This is a genomic window from Pseudarthrobacter sp. AL07 (genome assembly GCF_029960665.1).
Classification (GTDB): Bacteria; Actinomycetota; Actinomycetes; order Actinomycetales; family Micrococcaceae; genus Arthrobacter.
The window spans coordinates 76,704-92,693 of the sequence record NZ_JASBRB010000002.1 but is presented as its reverse complement, the minus strand read 5'-3'; the positions used below and the strand labels follow the sequence as shown (position 1 = coordinate 92,693).

Below are 15,990 nucleotides of genomic sequence, written 5' to 3'. Positions count from 1 at the left end.
GCGCCGGAGCACCTGACAGGATGGCAGCTCACCCGGTGAGCCGCTGTCCTGTCGGTCCGTACACCACATACATTTTCTAGACAGAGGGGTTCCCATGGCGAACTACACTGCCGCCGATATCAAGGCTCTGCGCGAGCGCACCGGCGCCGGCATGATGGATGTCAAGAAGGCTCTTGACGAAGCCAACGGTGACGCCGAAAAGGCCATCGAGATCATCCGCATCAAGGGCCTCAAGGGCGCTACGAAGCGCGAAGGCCGCTCCACCGCTGAAGGCCTGGTGGCCGCCAAGGTCAGCAACGGCGTCGGCGTTATGATCGAAGTCAACTGCGAGACCGACTTCGTGGCCAAGGCTGACAAGTTCATCCAGCTGGCTGACAAGGTCCTGGCCGTGGCTGTGGAGTCCGGCGCTGCCGATCTCGACACCCTCCTGGCCACCGAAGTTGACGGCAAGCCGCTGTCCGAGGTTGTCGTCGAAGAAGGTGCAATCCTCGGCGAGAAGGTTGTTGTCCGCAAGCTCTCGCGCATTGTGGGCGGCACCGTTGACGCGTACCTGCACAAGACGTCCAAGGATCTCCCGGCCCAGGTCGGCGTCCTGTTCGCCGTTGACGGTGAAGGCGAAGCCGCTGCCACCGCCGCACACGACATTGCAGTGCACATCGCAGCGATGTCCCCGAACTACCTGACCCGGGAAGACGTACCGTCCGACCTGGTCGAGTCCGAGCGTCGCATCGCCGAAGAGACTGCCAAGGCTGAAGGCAAGCCCGAGGCGGCAATGACTAAGATTGTGGAAGGCCGCGTAACGGGCTTCTTCAAGGGTGAGGTCCTGGTTGATCAGGCTTTCGCCAAGGACGCCAAGAAGTCTGTGGCGCAGGTCCTCGAAGAGGCCGGCGTCAAGGGTACGTCCTTCGCACGTTTCCGCGTCGGCTCCTAGTCGAATCCGCAAAGGGGTGGCCACTTCGGTGGCCGCCCCTTTTGCATGCACCGGCTGAACGTCCGATGAGACCTTTGGCCACCCGGCACGATAACCTTTTTCAGAGTTCACCAACGGGAAGGCACCTATGGAAGCCGTCAATTCTTCAAGCCAGCCAGAGAAAAGCAGGCGCCGCGTCCTCCTGAAGTTGTCCGGCGAGGTCTTCGGCGGCGGCAAGCTGGGCGTTGATCCCGACACCGTCCGCGATGTCGCCAAGCAGATCGCCGCGGCGGTCCCCGACGTCGAGGTCGCAATCGTCGTCGGCGGCGGTAACTTCTTCCGTGGTGCGGAACTGTCCCAGAGCGGCATGGACCGTTCGCGCGCGGACTACATGGGCATGCTCGGTACTGTCATGAACTGCCTGGCGCTGCAGGACTTCCTGGAGCAGGCCGGCGTGGAAACCCGCGTGCAGAGCGCCATTACCATGGGCCAGGTCGCCGAGGCGTACATTCCGCGCCGGGCCATCCGGCACATGGAAAAGGGCCGCGTGGTCATCTTCGGCGCCGGCGCCGGCCTGCCGTACTTCTCCACGGACACTGTGGCCGCCCAGCGCGCCCTGGAAGTCCACGCGGATGTTGTCCTGATGGCCAAGAGCGGCGTGGACGCCGTCTACACCGCGGATCCGAAGAAAGACCCCACTGCCGAGAAGCTGGACACCCTGAGCTACGACGACGCCCTGCGCCGCGACATCAGGGTCATGGACCAGACGGCAATGACCATGTGCAAGGACAACAACCTGTCCATGGTGGTTTTTGGAATGGAAGGCGAAGGGAACGTCACCCGCGCCATCCTGGGTGAAAAGCTCGGTACCCTGGTGACCCCGTAGCTGCAGCTAGGATGATCTGAGTACGGTTCCATGGCCGCGGCCGGGCAACAATGGAACCAGGAACACTGAACCAAGATTGTGCAGGGAACCGGTATCCGGACTGCACTGATTTCTGAGGAGAGACCGTGATCGAAGAAACCTTGCTCGAAGCCGAAGAGAAGATGGACAAGGCAGTAGAGGTAGCCAAGGAAGACTTCGCCTCGATCCGCACCGGACGGGCAAACCCGGGCCTTTACAACAAGGTTCTGGTTGACTACTACGGTTCGCCCACCCCGCTGCAGCAGCTCGCTTCCTTCGCCATTCCGGACGCGCGCACCATCCTCATCACGCCGTTCGACAAGACCGCGCTGCGGGACATCGAGAGGGCCCTGAGTGATTCCGAGGTGGGTGCCAACCCCTCCAACGACGGCAACGTCATCAGAATCACCATTCCGGACCTGACCCAGGAACGCCGCAAGGAATACGTCAAGATCGTCAAGACCAAGGGCGAGGACGCGAAGATCTCCATCCGCAACATCCGGCGTAAGGCCAAAGAGACGCTGGACAAGCTTGTCAAGGATGGCGAAGCCGGCGAGGACGAAGGCAGCCGCGCCGAAAAGGAACTGGATGGCCTGACCAAATCGCACGTGGACGGCATTGACGAGCTGCTCAAGCGCAAGGAAGCAGAGCTGCTCGAAGTCTGATGAGCCAGGCAGAGCAGGCCCCCGCACCAAGGGCGCGCACCAGGGGGAAACAGTTGCGGAGTAATCCGACACCCAAGGCCGGCCGGAATCTTCCGGCAGCCATTGTGGTGGGCTTGGCCATGCTGATAGGTGTGCTGGGCGGCCTGGTTTTCCTCCCGCTCGGATTCGTGGCGGTCACCACCGGGTTCGCGGTCTTCGGAGTCTGGGAGATCTTCCGCGCCCTGGAGGCGAACGGAACCAGGCTGCCCATCGTCCCGGTCATGGTGGGTACACTCGGCATGCCGTTTGCCGCCTATTTCGGCGGTCTTGAGAGCCTTCTTTTTGTCATGCTCCTGAGCTGCGTTGCAGTTCTCCTCTGGCGTTCAGTGGAGAGCCCGGCGGGATCAGCGAACAGCATCTTTGCCGGTGTATTCACGCTGGGGTGGGTGCCGTTCTTCATCAGTTTCGCCGTGCTGCCGCTGCACGCCGTCGGTGTCGCCACCCCGGTGGGTCTCTGGCCTGGCGGGACCGTGCCGCCAGGGGCCTGGCAGGTGGCCGTGATGCTCCTGCTAGTGGTTTCGAACGATACGTTCGGCTATCTCGTAGGCGCGTCGCTGGGGAAACATCCCATGGCCCCCAAAATCAGCCCCAAGAAATCCTGGGAGGGTTTCGCCGGATCCGTTGCCGGGGCCGTGCTGATCGGCATCCTCGCCAGCATTTTCCTGCTGGACAAACCCTGGTGGGTGGGTGTGATCCTTGCGGTTGGCGTCGTTGCGGCGTCCACCGCAGGAGACCTGGCCGAGTCCATGGTCAAGCGGGAACTGGGAATCAAGGACATGAGCAGCATCCTGCCCGGACATGGGGGCGTAATGGACCGGCTGGATTCCATCGTCTTCGCCTGTCCCGTGGCATTTGTGCTGTTCGCACTGGTCGCGGGCGTCTGACACGGCCTTAACTGCCCACCTCCGCCGGAGCACCGGCAGCGCCAATAGACTGGTGCGTAACCTGACCCAGCTGAAGAGCAACAAAGGAACAACAGTGGCATTGGACTTTCAACGGAAAACTCCCGCGTCGTTTGAGCGCGTGCGGGGCAACGAATTCGGGTACAACGCCAAACAGGTGGACCAGTTCCTCCAGCGGGCCAGGGTGGCACTTGAAACACCGAAGGCCACCAGCCGAGGCGTCACCAGCGCCGACGTCCGGGGCGTCTCCTTTGACCCGGTCAAGGGCGGCTACGCTGCCGCCGTCGTCGACGCAGCGCTGGACCGGCTCGAAGACGCCTTCGCCCGCCGCGAACGGGACGAACTGATCGCCGCCAAGGGCGAGGATGCCTGGCTGCGGGAGATCGGCAGCCTCTCCGGAATCCTCAGGGGCCGCCTTCACCGGCCTGACGGTGAGCGGTTCCGGCGCCCGTCAAAAAAGAAGGCCCGCAGTTACAACATCCTGGATGTGGACAACCTTTGCTACGACCTGATCGGCTACCTCGAAGAGGACAAGCCGCTCAGCGTGGACAACGTCCGCCGGGTGGTCTTCCGTCCCGCCGTCGGCAAGGACGGCTACGAAGAGACGCAGGTTGATGCCTTCCTGGACCGCGTGGTTGAACTCATGGCGGCCATCGACTGAAAGCTTCCCGGCACGCTGCCCCGGACCAGGCTCAATGACTTTCCCGGGGAGTGGGGGACACAGGCGTGAATTGGCGCCAAACTGCCATATACGTCCTGTAGCCGTAGACCGACGAACCGGTGAAAAAAGCCAGTCCGAACACGGCCCCTACGGCGGCCGCGCCGGCGGCGCCTGTCCCGAAGATGGATGTCAGCAGCCCTGCCAGGATCGCGATGAGCGCCGAGTTCGCTGTGCTGATGAAAGTCATGCTGCTTCCTGCCACATGGCTCAGTGGGTTGCGGCTCCCCAGGAAGTCGTACGTCTGGACGGAGCCTGGCAGGTCGTCGTGCACGGAGGTCATGAAGTACCGGGCCATGCCCGGGTCAAGGGCAACGTAGGCCGCCCGCAGTCGGTTCATCGCGAGCACATACATCAGGTCCTCGTACGCAACATTAAAAACCCGGACCTGCGTGAGGCAGCCGATAACGACGTCTACGGAGAGCACCACTCCGGCCAAAACCATGAACATGTCCGAGAACCTGGTGGCCTGACCCACCAGTGCCAGGCTGACCAGGCTGGCGGAGGTGAACATCAGGAACATGCTGATGCGGGTCAGTACCTCAGCCTGTGTAGTGCTGCGGGATGCAAGCAGGCTCCAATGCTCGGTGGCGAGCAGCTGCGCCCGGACCGACGGCGGGACGCCGTCCGCCTCATGGGGGTGTTTCCGTCCTGCGTGGACATGCCGCAATTGTCCTCCCTCCAGCCGCCCGGCGGGAAGCCCGGGACCGCTTGTGCGGGTAAGATCAGCGTTCGGTGGCCAACGGCCGTTCCGGCGTGTGCAGCCGGGTCATGACCCGCGCCGTGGTCCGCGGAATCCGATGTTTTGTCGCCCGGGAGACGAGCACTGTCACGGCGAAGGCGGCCGGAACGGTCCACGCCGCCGGCTGGGCCAGCCAGAACGGCGTGCCGGCGGCGCCCAGGATGTTTCCCCACACCATGGCGCCACCGCAGAGGACGCCTCCGGTCACCATGCCGGCGATGGCGCCCGCATCGGTGAGCCCGCGCCACCAGATGCCCAGCAGGAGCACCGGGCAGACGGTGGAGGCCGTAAACGCGAACACCAGGCCCACGCTGCCGGCCAGCGCCATGGAATCAGTCATCAGGGCAATTCCCAGCGGGACCACAGCGGAGACGACCGCGGCGAGCCGGAATCCCCGCACACCGCCGCCGAGCACGTCCTGGCTGATCACGCCCGCCAAGGAGACCACCAGGCCGGACGTGGTGGACAGGAACGCGGCAAAGGCTCCGGCCACCACCAACGCGGAGAGCAGATCGCCGGCGGTTCCACCGATCAGCTGCCCCGGCAGCAGGAGAACCACGGCGTCCGGCTGCCCTGACCGGGCGAGTTCGGGCGCGAACATCCGCCCCACCAGCCCGTAGGCGGTGGGAAACAGGTAAAACACCGAGAGCAGCCCGAGCACGATCAGGGTGGTCCGCCGGGCCGAGTGTCCGTCCGGATTCGTGTAGAAGCGGACCAGGACGTGAGGGAGTCCCAGCGTGCCGAACAGCAGCGCCACCAGCAGCGAGATGTTCTGGTACGGCCCGGCCGGGGCCAGCCCGGTGGGATTCACGACGGCGGGAGCCACCGCGGATTCCCCGTCACCGGCGAGCGTAAACACGATGAACAGGACGGGCACAGCAATGGCGGTGAGCTTCAGCCAGAACTGGAAGGCCTGCACAAACGTAATGGAGCGCATGCCGCCGGCCACAACGGTCAGGCACACCACAACCACCACGGCCACGGAGCCTACCCAGGCTGGCAGCCCGGTGGTGATCCGGATGGTCAGTGCCGCGCCGTGGAGCTGCGGCACAATGTACAGCCAGCCCACCACAACCACCACCACACTGGTCACACGTCGGACCGCGCGCGAATCCAGCCTGGCCTCGGTGAAGTCCGGGATTGTGTACGCGCCGGACCGGCGCAGCGGTGCGGCCACAAAGAGCAACAGCATCAGGTAGCCGGCGGTGTAGCCCACGGGAAACCACAGTGCGTCGGTACCGGACAGCAGGATCAGCCCGGCTACGCCGAGGAAACTCGCCGCAGAGAGGTACTCTCCGCCGATGGCCGAGGCGTTCCACCAGGGCCTGACAGTCCGGGAGGCCACGTAGAAATCTCCGGTGGTCCGGGAGATACGCAGCCCGTAGAACCCGATGGCGGCTGTTGCCAGCGAAACGACAACCAGTGCCATCACGCCCACTACCGGATTCATCAGGCCATCACTTGTCCCCGGCCAGGTCCCGGTAGCGGCTCTCATTCCGTGCCGCGGCCCGGATAAAAAGCCAGGCGCTGAGGCCGATCACCGGATAGATGCCGGCACCCAGAAGGATCCAGTCGAGCGGGACACCCGCAACCCGGGTATCGGCCAAGCCCGGCACGGCTGCCAGCAACGGGAACGCAGACAGGATCAGCAGGAATACGATGGCCACAACCAGGGCCAGCCGCAACTGGGAACGGATCAGGGAGCGGACGAAGACCTGTCCCACGTCTGATTCCTCCGCCGCCTCGCGGGATTCCCCGGCGGGCCGGGGCACCGAGCGCGGGGCGGTGACGCGGACCCGGGTCATGCCTGCGGCCGGATGCGGGTGGCTTCCAGCTTTTCCCTGACCATGGGAAGGTGGCGGCGGCTGATGGGCAGGCCGGCGCCGGCCACCGAGACGCTGGGCTTGTCCGCCGCCAGCTTCATGGACTGCACATGCTTCAGCGCCACCAGGTAGGACCGGTGCGTCCGGATGAACCCGGCCTCCGCCCACTGCTGCTCCAGATCGGCCAGCGGCACGCGGATGAGATAGCTGGCATCCGCGGTGTGCAGCCGGGCGTAGTCTCCCTGCGCCTGGACGTACGTAACGTCGTCGCGCCTGATCATCCTGGTGGTGCCGCCCTGGTCAACGGTGATCATCTCGGGGGCGGCGGAGGCGCCGTCGCGCAGCAGCTCGCTGATCCGGCCCACCGACCGGGAGAGCCGCTCGGCCCGGACGGGCTTGAGCAGATAGTCCACGGCGGCCAGTTCGAAGGCTTCCAAGGCGCAGTCCTCGTCCGCGGTCACAAACACCACCGCTGGAGGTTTGCTGCTGCGCGTGATGGCGCGTGCCACATCAAGGCCGGACACGGCGGGCATGTGAATATCCAGGAAGACGGCATCAATCCTTTCGGTGTTCAGGGCCCGCAGTGCCTCCGCGCCGGACGTAGCCCGGTGGATGACCCCGATCCGGTCGTCCTTGCCCAGCAGGTAGGCCAGTTCCTCCACGGCGGGTAGCTCGTCGTCGGCGACGAGGACATTAATCATGGTCCTACATTAGCCGCCGCAGGCGGTTGGAAGCAGGCGGCTGGTTCAGGCGTCATGGCCGGGCTGGGACTTGGGCACGCGCATGGTGATCAGCGTTCCCTCGCCCGGCGCCGTCTCGATCACCAGGCCGTGCTGGTCACCGTACACCTGCCGGAGCCGGGCGTCCACGTTGCGCAGCCCCACATGGTCGCCGTCGTGGTGCCCGGCCAGCATTGACTGGAGCTCGGCAGGGTCCATCCCCACGCCGTCGTCCTCGATGGTCACTTCCGCGTAGGCGCCCGAATCGTTGGCGGTAATGGTGATGTGGCCCGCCCCTTCCTTGGCCTCCAGGCCGTGCCTGACGGCGTTCTCCACCAGAGGCTGGAGGCTGAGGAACGGGATGACGGTGCTCAGGACTTCCGGTGCGATCCGCAGGCTGACCTGGACGCGCTCACCGAATCGGGCACGCTCCAGCAGCAGGTACCGGTCAATGCAGCGCAGTTCCTCCGCTAGCGTGGTGAAGTCGCCGTGGCGCCGGAACGAGTACCGGGTGAAATCGGCGAACTCCACCACGAGTTCGCGCGCCCGCTCCGGATCCGTGTTGATGAACGACGCGATGGCGTTCAGCGAGTTGTAGATGAAATGGGGGCTGATCTGGGCACGCAGCGCCCGGACTTCGGCTTCCATCAGCAGCGTCCGGGACGCGTCCAGCTCAGCGAGCTCCACCTGGACGGCCACCCAGTCCGCCACTTCGCTCGTGGCACGGACCAGGCCTGCGCCGGCCGACGGGGCAAACGCCGCCACGACGCCCACCACCCGTGACCCGGCACGGACCGGGGCGATGACTGCGGCGAGGTTCCCGGAGGCAAGGTCCGCACCCAGGTCCCGCGCCTGGAGCACCGCGGTCCGGCCGCCGATCAGGACCTCTGCCGCCAGGTTCATCAACCGGGGCTTCAGTTCCTCGGCGGCACCGTCCCAGGCAAGCACCCCGGCCGTATCGGTGATGGCCAGCGCATCACAGCCCAGCAGGTTCCTTAGCTGCCGGCTCGCCTTGGCCGCGCCCGCCGGATTGAGGCCGGTACGAAGGTGCTGGCCGGCACTCGATGCAGCGTGGAGGGTGTTGTACGTGGCGCGCTCAGCGTCAGTGCCCAACTCACGGAAGGAGCGGAGCAGCTTGATGCCAACGCCGACGACGACGGCGATCGCCAGCACAATCACCGCAACTGCGGCGGCGGTCAGCAGCGGGGAGTCTGGCATGGTGCCCAGCGTAGCGGCGGGTGCCGTTAGTCGCAGCATCGTAACCGTTGAGCGACCGTTCCGGCCATGGTTCTGGAATGGCCGCCCGCGGCAGCGCAGAGTGATTGCAGTCACATTGTCCGAATCCTGCCCGCAGGCCTCGGCCGGTGTGAACCAGGCAAGTCTCAATGAGGAGGAACGATGGGTAACGATGCCCACACTCCGGACGCAGCGGCGTCCGTGGACTTCGAACAGGTCCAGTCGACAGAGCGGTTCCAGGAACTGCGCAAACGTCACCGCAGCTTTGTATTCCCCATGGCCGTGGCATTCCTGCTGTGGTACTTCGCGTATGTCCTGCTGGCTGACTACGCCGTCGATTTTATGTCCACCAAAGTGTGGGGCAACATCAACGTCGGACTGATCCTGGGCCTGCTGCAGTTCATCTCCACGTTCGCCATCACCGGCTGGTACGTCAGCTACTCCAACCGGAGGCTGGACCCCATCGCGGCGGAGATCCGCAACGAAATCGAAGGCCATGAGTTCGACAAAGGCGGCAACCGAGTGAGTGGAGTCACCAAATGATCGGAATTGCCACCGCGGTGGATGTGGCCGCGCTCAAGGACACTACGTTGCTGAACATGGGCATCTTCGGCCTTTTCGTTGCCGTCACCATGGTGATTGTGCTGCGCGCCAGCCGGAACAACAAAACCGCTGCGGACTACTACGCGGCCGGCCGCTCGTTCACCGGTTCCCAGAACGGAACGGCAATTGCCGGGGATTACCTGTCCGCCGCATCGTTTCTGGGCATCACCGGCGCCATCGCCATCAACGGCTACGACGGCTTTATGTATTCCATTGGCTTCCTGGTTGCCTGGCTCGTGGCCCTGCTGCTAGTCGCTGAGCTGCTCCGCAACACCGGAAAGTTCACCATGGCCGATGTCCTCTCCTTCCGGCTCAAGCAGCGGCCGGTCCGCATCGCTGCGGCCATCTCCACCCTCGCCGTCTGCTTCTTCTACCTGCTCGCGCAGATGGCCGGAGCAGGCAGCCTCATTTCGCTGCTGCTGGGCATCAGCGACTGGGGCGGACAGGCACTGGTGATCATCGTCGTCGGCGCCCTCATGATCATGTACGTACTGATCGGCGGGATGAAGGGCACCACCTGGGTCCAGATCATCAAGGCGATCCTGCTGATTGCCGGTGCTGCCGTGATGACCTTCTGGGTGCTGGCCATCTACGGGTTCAACCTCTCCGACCTGCTGGGCGGCGCCGTGGAAACCTCGGGCAACCCGAACATTCTCAACCCCGGCCTGCAGTACGGCAAGACCGAGACGTCCAAGCTGGACTTCATGTCCCTTGCCCTCGCCCTGGTCCTGGGAACGGCTGCCCTTCCCCACGTGCTGATGCGCTTCTACACGGTCCCGACCGCCAAGGAAGCCCGCAAATCCGTTGTCTGGTCCATCGGGCTGATCGGACTTTTCTACCTGTTCACCCTGGTCCTGGGTTACGGCGCTGCAGCGCTGGTGGGAGCCGAAACGATCAAGGCCGCCCCGGGCGGCGTCAATTCGGCGGCCCCGCTGCTGGCCTTCTATCTCGGCGGACCACTGCTCCTGGGCTTTATTTCCGCGGTGGCCTTCGCCACCATCCTGGCAGTGGTGGCCGGGCTGACCATCACCGCCGCAGCGTCCTTCGCCCACGACATCTACGCCAGCGTTATCTCCAAGGGCAAGGCCGACGCCGAGACAGAGGTCAAGGTGGCGCGGCGCACCGTGGTGGTCATCGGCGTGATGGCCATCCTGGGTGGCATCTTCGCCAACGGCCAGAACGTGGCTTTCCTAGTGGCGCTCGCCTTCGCCGTTGCGGCGTCGGCGAACCTCCCGACGATCGTCTACTCGTTGTTCTGGCGCAGGTTCACCACCCAGGGTGCGGTCTGGAGCATGTACGGCGGCCTGGGCTCGGCAATCATCCTGATCGCCTTCTCGCCTGTGGTTTCCGGCCTGAAGACCTCCATGGTCCCGGGTGCCAACTTCGCCTTCTTCCCCCTGAGCAACCCTGGCATTGTGTCCATCCCGCTGGCATTCCTGCTCGGCTGGCTGGGCACGGTGCTGGACAAGAAGCGCGAGGACACCGCCAAGCAGGCGGAGATGGAAGTACGCTCCCTGACCGGTGTTGGCGCGGAGAAAGCCGTCGACCACTGACACGCTGAAAACGATCCTGCTGGCTGATCGTCGCAGCGGATCTTGAACCACAGACAAGAGTCCCCGGGCCGTCAAGGCACGGGGACTCTTTTCTGCTCTGGTGCTGGCGCTAGGACTGGGGCTTGAGCTTGATGTTGATCATTCTCAGCTCGTCGGTGCCTTCGAAGCGGTAGGCGAGGTCGATCTTCTTGTCGCCGTCGCAAGTGATGAGGCCGGCCACGTCGGCCGCTTTCGTGCCGTTCTCGGTGCTGGCAGTCACCTGGTTGTAGGCCGGCTTGCAGGTGTTATCCATCTCTAGCGTCTTGATGCCGGCGATGAATTCTTCCTTGGTCAGCTGTTCGCGGAGGGCGGGGTCAAGATAGTCGTCGTAGGCCTTGGAACTGTCGCCCGCAATCACCAGCTTCGTGAAGCCGTCAGCCAGTCCCCGAGCATGGTTGGTGGCTCCGTTGACAACGTTGACCAGGATGAGCACGCCCACCACCGCCAGCAGCAGGACACCGCCCATAATGCCGAGGATGGTCCACAGCTTCCGGCGGTTTCGCGCCGGGGGTTCCTGTCCGGGCAGGCCGAACGGTCCATCTGGCGAGTACTGGCCAGGTGCCCCGTACTGTGCAGGCGGGCCAAACTGCGACGGGGGACCGTATTGCCCCGGCGCACCGTTCTGTCCCGGCGCACCATGTGGCGGGTTGCCCGGCAGCGGTGGCGCGCCGTGCTGCCCAGGGTTCCCGGGCTGCCCGGCTGGTTGTGCGGGCCAGGCCGCCGGCTGAACCGGCTGGTACGGTTCCTGAGGATTGCTCACGATGGAGCCTTTCCGGCAACGCACTGGCACTGCCTTATTGTAGGGACCCGCTGAACGGCACCCATGGATTGACCTTGGAACAGCCTATAACCCGCCCCGCCGGGGCTGGGTATCGCCGAATTAATAAGGGCTGCCGGCCCTAGGCGTCTCCGGATCCCCGCTCAAGCAATGGCTGGATGCGGAAGGGGATGAGTTCGCCCATGGCCAGGGCGGTATCCGTCCGGTCCACTCCATTGCAGGCCAGGATCTTCCCGTTGATCCGGAAGAGATCCTCGGCGTCCAGAGCTACCACGCGGAGCAGGAGGTCAGCGGAGCCGGTGAGGCCGTAGCCTTCCAGGATTTCCGGAATGCCGGCGAGGTCATGGGCCAGCTGCCCGAGTTTCTGCTGCTGGACATGGACGGAAATGAACGCCATCAGCGGATAGCCCAGTGACACGGGGTTGATCCGCCGTTCAAAGGACAGGAAGACGTGCTTCTTCTCCAGCTGGGCCATGCGCGCCTGCACGGTGTTCCGGGACAGCCCCAGCTTCTGGGCCAACGCCACCACTGTCCGCCTGGGGTCGCGGGCCAAGGCCGAGAGTAGCCGCGTGTCTGTGCCATCCAAAACGTGCATAATGCGCAACTTTAGCACGGTGACCTCTCTGCAAACGGGGCATTATGCGCAGTATCCGCCGCGGTGGTTGTACCCATTGAGCGTTGTGAGTAGGGTCACAAATATCCGGGGCAACGGCGCCCGGGCGGCCGACGGCGGGCGGGACCATAAGTCCCCAGGCTCCGGTCAAACGACGTGAGAAGGTTGCGTGCCATCGTGTCTACAGACAGGAACCTGATCCAGCTGATTACCCCGGCAGGGGAGCGGATCAGCCACCCGGAGTTTGATCCATGGATGAAGGACATCGGGGATGAGCAGTTATGTTCCCTTTACGAGGACCTCACGGTGATCCGGCGGATCGATGTTGAGGCCACCGCCCTCCAGCGTCAAGGCGAACTTGGTCTTTGGCCCCCGTTGCTGGGGCAAGAGGCGGCGCAGGTCGGTTCCGGCAGGGCCCTGCGCGAGGACGACTTTGTTTTCTCCAGCTACCGGGAAAACGGTGTGGCGTACTGCCGCGGCGTGGACCTGACAGACATCACGCGGGTGTGGCGTGGCACGGCCTCCTCCGGCTGGGATCCGTACTCCGTGAATATGGCCACCCCGCAGATCATCATCGGCGCGCAGACGCTGCATGCCACCGGTTACGCCATGGGCATCCAGAACGACGGCGCGGACTCGGTGGCGGTGACGTACTTCGGCGACGGTGCCACCAGCGAAGGCGACGTCAACGAGGCCATGGTCTTTGCCGCCAGCTTCCAGGCGCCCGTGGTCTTCTTCTGCTCCAACAACCATTGGGCCATTTCGGAGCCTGTGCGCTTGCAGTCCCACATCCAGATCGCGGACCGGGCTACCGGATTCGGCATTCCCAGCCTCCGGGTGGACGGCAATGATGTGCTGGCCGTTATGGCAGCCACGCGCGTGGCCTTGGACCGTGCCCGGCACGGCGGCGGACCCACGTTCATCGAAGCGGTCACATACCGCATGGGACCGCACACCACCGCTGACGATCCCACCCGCTACCGTGACGCCAATGAACTGGAGGACTGGGCCGCGAAGGACCCCATCCTGCGGGTCAAGGCCCTGCTGGAACGCAAGGGCCTCCTCACGGATCAGGTCAAGCAGCACGTTCACGACAAGGCAGAGTCAGTCGCCCGCGAAATCCGTTCGGGCTGCATCGGCATGCCGGATCCGGAGCCGATGGACATCTTCAAGCATGTGTACAGCGAGCCCAACTCGTGGCTGGACCGGCAGCAGGACCACTACGCCCGTTACCTGGCTTCCTTCGGCGATCCCGCGGGAGCCACCTCAGAAGAAGGTGCACGCTGATGACCCAGATGACCTTTGCCCGAGCCATCAATTCCGGCCTGCGCAAATCCCTCGAAAACGATCCAAAAGTCATCCTCATGGGCGAGGATATTGGCACCCTCGGCGGTGTTTTCCGGGTGACCGACGGCCTCCAGAAGGATTTCGGCACCCACCGCGTGGTGGACACCCCGCTGGCCGAATCGGCCATCATGGGCACCGCCGTCGGCCTCGCCTACCGCGGTTACCGCCCGGTGGTGGAGATCCAGTTCGACGGCTTTATCTACCCCGCCTTCGACCAGATCGTGAGCCAGGTGGCGAAGCTGCACTACCGCACCCAGGGGGCCGTGAAGATGCCCATCACCATCCGCGTCCCGTTCGGAGGTGGCATCGGCTCACCCGAGCACCACTCCGAGTCGCCCGAGGCGTACTTCACGCATACCTCGGGGCTTCGTGTGGTCAGCGTGTCCAACCCGCAGGATGCCCACACCGTGATCCAGCAGGCCATCCTGTCCGATGACCCGGTACTGTACTTCGAGCCCAAGCGCCGCTACCACGACAAAGGTGAAGTGGATGAGGGCATCGATCCGCGCACCGCGCTGCCCATGGACTCCGCCCGCGTTGTCGCCGAGGGCACGGATGTGACGCTCGTGGCCTACGGGCCGTTGGTGAAGACGGCCAAGGACGCAGCAGCCGCGGCCGCCGACGAAGGCATCTCCATCGAGGTCATCGACCTGCGCTCGCTGGCACCCGTGGACTACGCCACCGTTGAAGCATCCGTCCGGAAAACAGGCAGGCTGGTGGTCACCCATGAAGCCGGCCAGTCCGGTGGCCTGGGCGCCGAAGTTGCGGCCAGCATTACCGAGCGGTGCTTCTACCACCTCGAAACCGCCCCCGTCCGTATCACCGGGTTCGATATTCCTTACCCGTACTCCAAGCTCGAAATGCACCATCTGCCCGGCCTGGACCGGATCCTCGACGGCGTGGACCGCGCCCTCGGACGCCCGAACTCCCTCAGCGGGTTGGAAGGATGAGCGCCGCCATGATCAAGGAATTCAGGCTCCCGGACCTCGGCGAAGGCCTCACGGAATCCGAAATCCTCAGCTGGAAAGTGGCAGTGGGAGACACGGTGACGCTGAACCAGGTCATCGCCGAGGTGGAAACCGCGAAGGCCGTAGTGGAGCTGCCGTCACCTTTCGCGGGCGTGATCACTGCGCTCCATGAAGAGCCGGGAACAATCGTGGAGGTGGGCAAGCCGATCGTCTCCTTCGAAGTAGCGGACGACGGCGGCTCCTCACCTTCAGAGCTTGCGCCCGCCGGAGTTGCGCCCGCCGGAGTTGCGCCCGCCGGAGTTGCGCCCGCCGGGGTTGCGCCCGCCGGGGCGACCAATGCTGTGGCGGGCGCCGCAAAACGCGAGCCAAACCTGGTGGGGTACGGCGCCGTCGTCGAAAGTTCGGGCCGTCCAGCCCGCAGGGCCCGCAACTTCAAAACCCCGGTGGTTGAGCAGGTTAGGACCGAAACGCCGGTGGTTGAGCCTGTCGAAACCAGGCCCGCCGACACTGCGGAGCGCCCACGCTCCACGCCGCCGGTCCGGAAGCTGGCCAAAGACCTCGGTGTCGAGCTGGCCGCGGTCGCGGGTACCGGTGCCGGCGGACTGATCACGCGGGAGGATGTCCGGAATTTTGTCGGCGGGGAACTGTCGGCGCCGGTGCGTCACCTTTCCGCGGTATCGGATTCGGTTTCTGCCGCGGGGCCGGGAGCGCAGGGCGGCCGGGAAGTCCGTACTCCCATCAAGGGCGTCCGCAAGTTCACGGCGGCCGCGATGGTGGCGAGTGCGTTCACGGCTCCACATGCGACGGAATTCCTCACGGTGGATGTGACGCCCACCATGGACCTGTTGGCCAAGCTGAAGACGAGTAGGGCCTTTGCCGGCTACAAGCTCACGCCGCTGACGTTGGTAGCCAAGGCGGTGCTGATCGCGCTGCGGCGGAACCCGTCGCTGAACTCACGGTGGGAGGAGGCAGGCCAGGAGATTGTGCAGTTCAACTACGTGAACTTGGGCATCGCGGCGGCGACTCCCCGCGGGCTCACCGTGCCGAACATCAAGGACGCGGATACCTTCTCGCTGCTGGAACTCTCCGAAGCCCTGACCGGGCTGACCGAGACGGCGCGGGCGGGCAAGACTGCCCCGGCCGACCTCTCCGGCGGCACCATCTCCATCACGAACATCGGCGTCTTCGGCATCGATGCGGGCACGCCCATCCTGAACCCCGGCGAGGCGGCCATCCTGGCCATGGGGGCCGTGCGGAGAATGCCATGGGAATTCCAGGATGAGGTGGCCCTGCGCCAGGTCATGACACTGAGCTTGTCCTTTGACCACCGCCTGGTGGACGGGGAGCAGGGCTCTCGGTTCCTTGCCGATGTTGGCGCCATCCTGGCCGAACCCGGCATGGTGCTCACGATGGTCTGACCCACGAGTTTTT

The 15,990-nt window shown here is 64.7% G+C and carries 17 protein-coding genes; 10 read left to right on the top strand and 7 right to left on the bottom strand.

Annotated elements, in window-relative coordinates; all coding sequences use genetic code 11:
* The first annotated feature begins 94 nt into the window (after window positions 1-94).
* The 5 genes from tsf (at window position 95) to QK290_RS02430 (ending at window position 4,081) form a co-directional block, all read left to right on the top strand.
* Entirely contained in the window at window positions 95-931 is an 837-nt protein-coding gene (gene tsf, locus QK290_RS02450) for a translation elongation factor Ts (protein WP_282329154.1), read from the top strand.
* Between the two features lie 127 nt (window positions 932-1,058).
* Window positions 1,059-1,796, top strand: a complete 738-nt coding sequence (gene pyrH, locus QK290_RS02445; RefSeq protein WP_193340142.1) for a UMP kinase — start codon at window positions 1,059-1,061, stop codon at window positions 1,794-1,796.
* 125 nt (window positions 1,797-1,921) lie between these two features.
* Entirely contained in the window at window positions 1,922-2,479 is a 558-nt protein-coding gene (gene frr, locus QK290_RS02440) for a ribosome recycling factor (protein WP_056348274.1), read from the top strand.
* Window positions 2,479-3,402: a phosphatidate cytidylyltransferase gene (locus QK290_RS02435; RefSeq protein WP_282329152.1), complete on the top strand. Its 924-nt coding sequence runs from the start codon at window positions 2,479-2,481 to the stop codon at window positions 3,400-3,402. The genes frr and QK290_RS02435 overlap by 1 nt, the downstream gene beginning before the upstream one ends.
* A 94-nt stretch (window positions 3,403-3,496) precedes the next feature.
* Complete coding sequence (locus tag QK290_RS02430; RefSeq protein ID WP_282329151.1) at window positions 3,497-4,081, top strand: DivIVA domain-containing protein; 585 nt, start codon at window positions 3,497-3,499, stop codon at window positions 4,079-4,081.
* A gap of 31 nt (window positions 4,082-4,112) precedes the next feature.
* Here the strand turns inward: QK290_RS02430 and QK290_RS02425 are convergent, their stop codons facing one another.
* Genes QK290_RS02425 through QK290_RS02405 form a run of 5 tightly spaced genes read right to left on the bottom strand, consistent with a single transcriptional unit; the run spans window position 4,113 to window position 8,640 of the window.
* The gene (locus QK290_RS02425; protein WP_348994427.1) at window positions 4,113-4,808 is read right to left on the bottom strand and encodes a hypothetical protein; all 696 of its coding nucleotides are present in this window, start codon (window positions 4,806-4,808) and stop codon (window positions 4,113-4,115) included.
* Between the two features lie 55 nt (window positions 4,809-4,863).
* Window positions 4,864-6,330, bottom strand: a complete 1,467-nt coding sequence (locus QK290_RS02420) for a cation acetate symporter (protein WP_282329150.1) — start codon at window positions 6,328-6,330, stop codon at window positions 4,864-4,866.
* Between the two features lie 7 nt (window positions 6,331-6,337).
* Window positions 6,338-6,685 (bottom strand): hypothetical protein, encoded by a 348-nt coding sequence (locus QK290_RS02415; RefSeq protein WP_282329149.1) that lies wholly within the window; start codon window positions 6,683-6,685, stop codon window positions 6,338-6,340.
* Window positions 6,682-7,404: a LytTR family DNA-binding domain-containing protein gene (locus QK290_RS02410; protein WP_282329148.1), complete on the bottom strand. Its 723-nt coding sequence runs from the start codon at window positions 7,402-7,404 to the stop codon at window positions 6,682-6,684. The genes QK290_RS02415 and QK290_RS02410 overlap by 4 nt, the downstream gene beginning before the upstream one ends.
* Before the next feature lie 45 nt (window positions 7,405-7,449).
* A complete protein-coding gene (locus QK290_RS02405) occupies window positions 7,450-8,640 on the bottom strand; it encodes a histidine kinase (protein ID WP_282329147.1) in 1,191 nt (396 codons plus the stop codon).
* Between the two features lie 180 nt (window positions 8,641-8,820).
* Here QK290_RS02405 and QK290_RS02400 point away from each other — a divergent pair, with 180 nt between their 5' ends.
* Window positions 8,821-9,201, top strand: coding sequence for a DUF485 domain-containing protein (locus tag QK290_RS02400; RefSeq protein WP_185263074.1), 381 nt, complete (start codon window positions 8,821-8,823; stop codon window positions 9,199-9,201).
* The gene (locus QK290_RS02395) at window positions 9,198-10,814 is read left to right on the top strand and encodes a cation acetate symporter (protein WP_282329146.1); all 1,617 of its coding nucleotides are present in this window, start codon (window positions 9,198-9,200) and stop codon (window positions 10,812-10,814) included. Before QK290_RS02400 ends, QK290_RS02395 begins: the two co-directional genes overlap by 4 nt.
* Window positions 10,815-10,923: 109 nt before the next feature.
* Here the strand turns inward: QK290_RS02395 and QK290_RS02390 are convergent, their stop codons facing one another.
* Together QK290_RS02390 and QK290_RS02385 are read right to left on the bottom strand one after the other, a co-directional pair.
* A complete protein-coding gene (locus QK290_RS02390; protein WP_282329145.1) occupies window positions 10,924-11,613 on the bottom strand; it encodes a hypothetical protein in 690 nt (229 codons plus the stop codon).
* A 139-nt stretch (window positions 11,614-11,752) separates the two neighbouring features.
* On the bottom strand, window positions 11,753-12,226 hold the full coding sequence (locus tag QK290_RS02385; RefSeq protein WP_282329144.1) for an Lrp/AsnC family transcriptional regulator: 474 nt from the start codon (window positions 12,224-12,226) through the stop codon (window positions 11,753-11,755).
* A 195-nt stretch (window positions 12,227-12,421) separates the two neighbouring features.
* Here QK290_RS02385 and pdhA point away from each other — a divergent pair, with 195 nt between their 5' ends.
* From pdhA to QK290_RS02370, 3 genes are read left to right on the top strand one after another with little or no spacing between them, the layout of a single operon-like run.
* Window positions 12,422-13,531 carry a pyruvate dehydrogenase (acetyl-transferring) E1 component subunit alpha gene (gene pdhA / locus QK290_RS02380; protein WP_282329143.1) on the top strand — a complete coding sequence of 370 codons (1,110 nt, stop codon included), beginning with the start codon at window positions 12,422-12,424 and terminating at the stop codon, window positions 13,529-13,531.
* A complete protein-coding gene (locus QK290_RS02375; RefSeq protein WP_282329142.1) occupies window positions 13,531-14,541 on the top strand; it encodes an alpha-ketoacid dehydrogenase subunit beta in 1,011 nt (336 codons plus the stop codon). The genes pdhA and QK290_RS02375 overlap by 1 nt, the downstream gene beginning before the upstream one ends.
* Window positions 14,538-15,977 carry a dihydrolipoamide acetyltransferase family protein gene (locus QK290_RS02370; protein WP_282329141.1) on the top strand — a complete coding sequence of 480 codons (1,440 nt, stop codon included), beginning with the start codon at window positions 14,538-14,540 and terminating at the stop codon, window positions 15,975-15,977. The genes QK290_RS02375 and QK290_RS02370 overlap by 4 nt, the downstream gene beginning before the upstream one ends.
* Window positions 15,978-15,990: the final 13 nt, after the last annotated feature.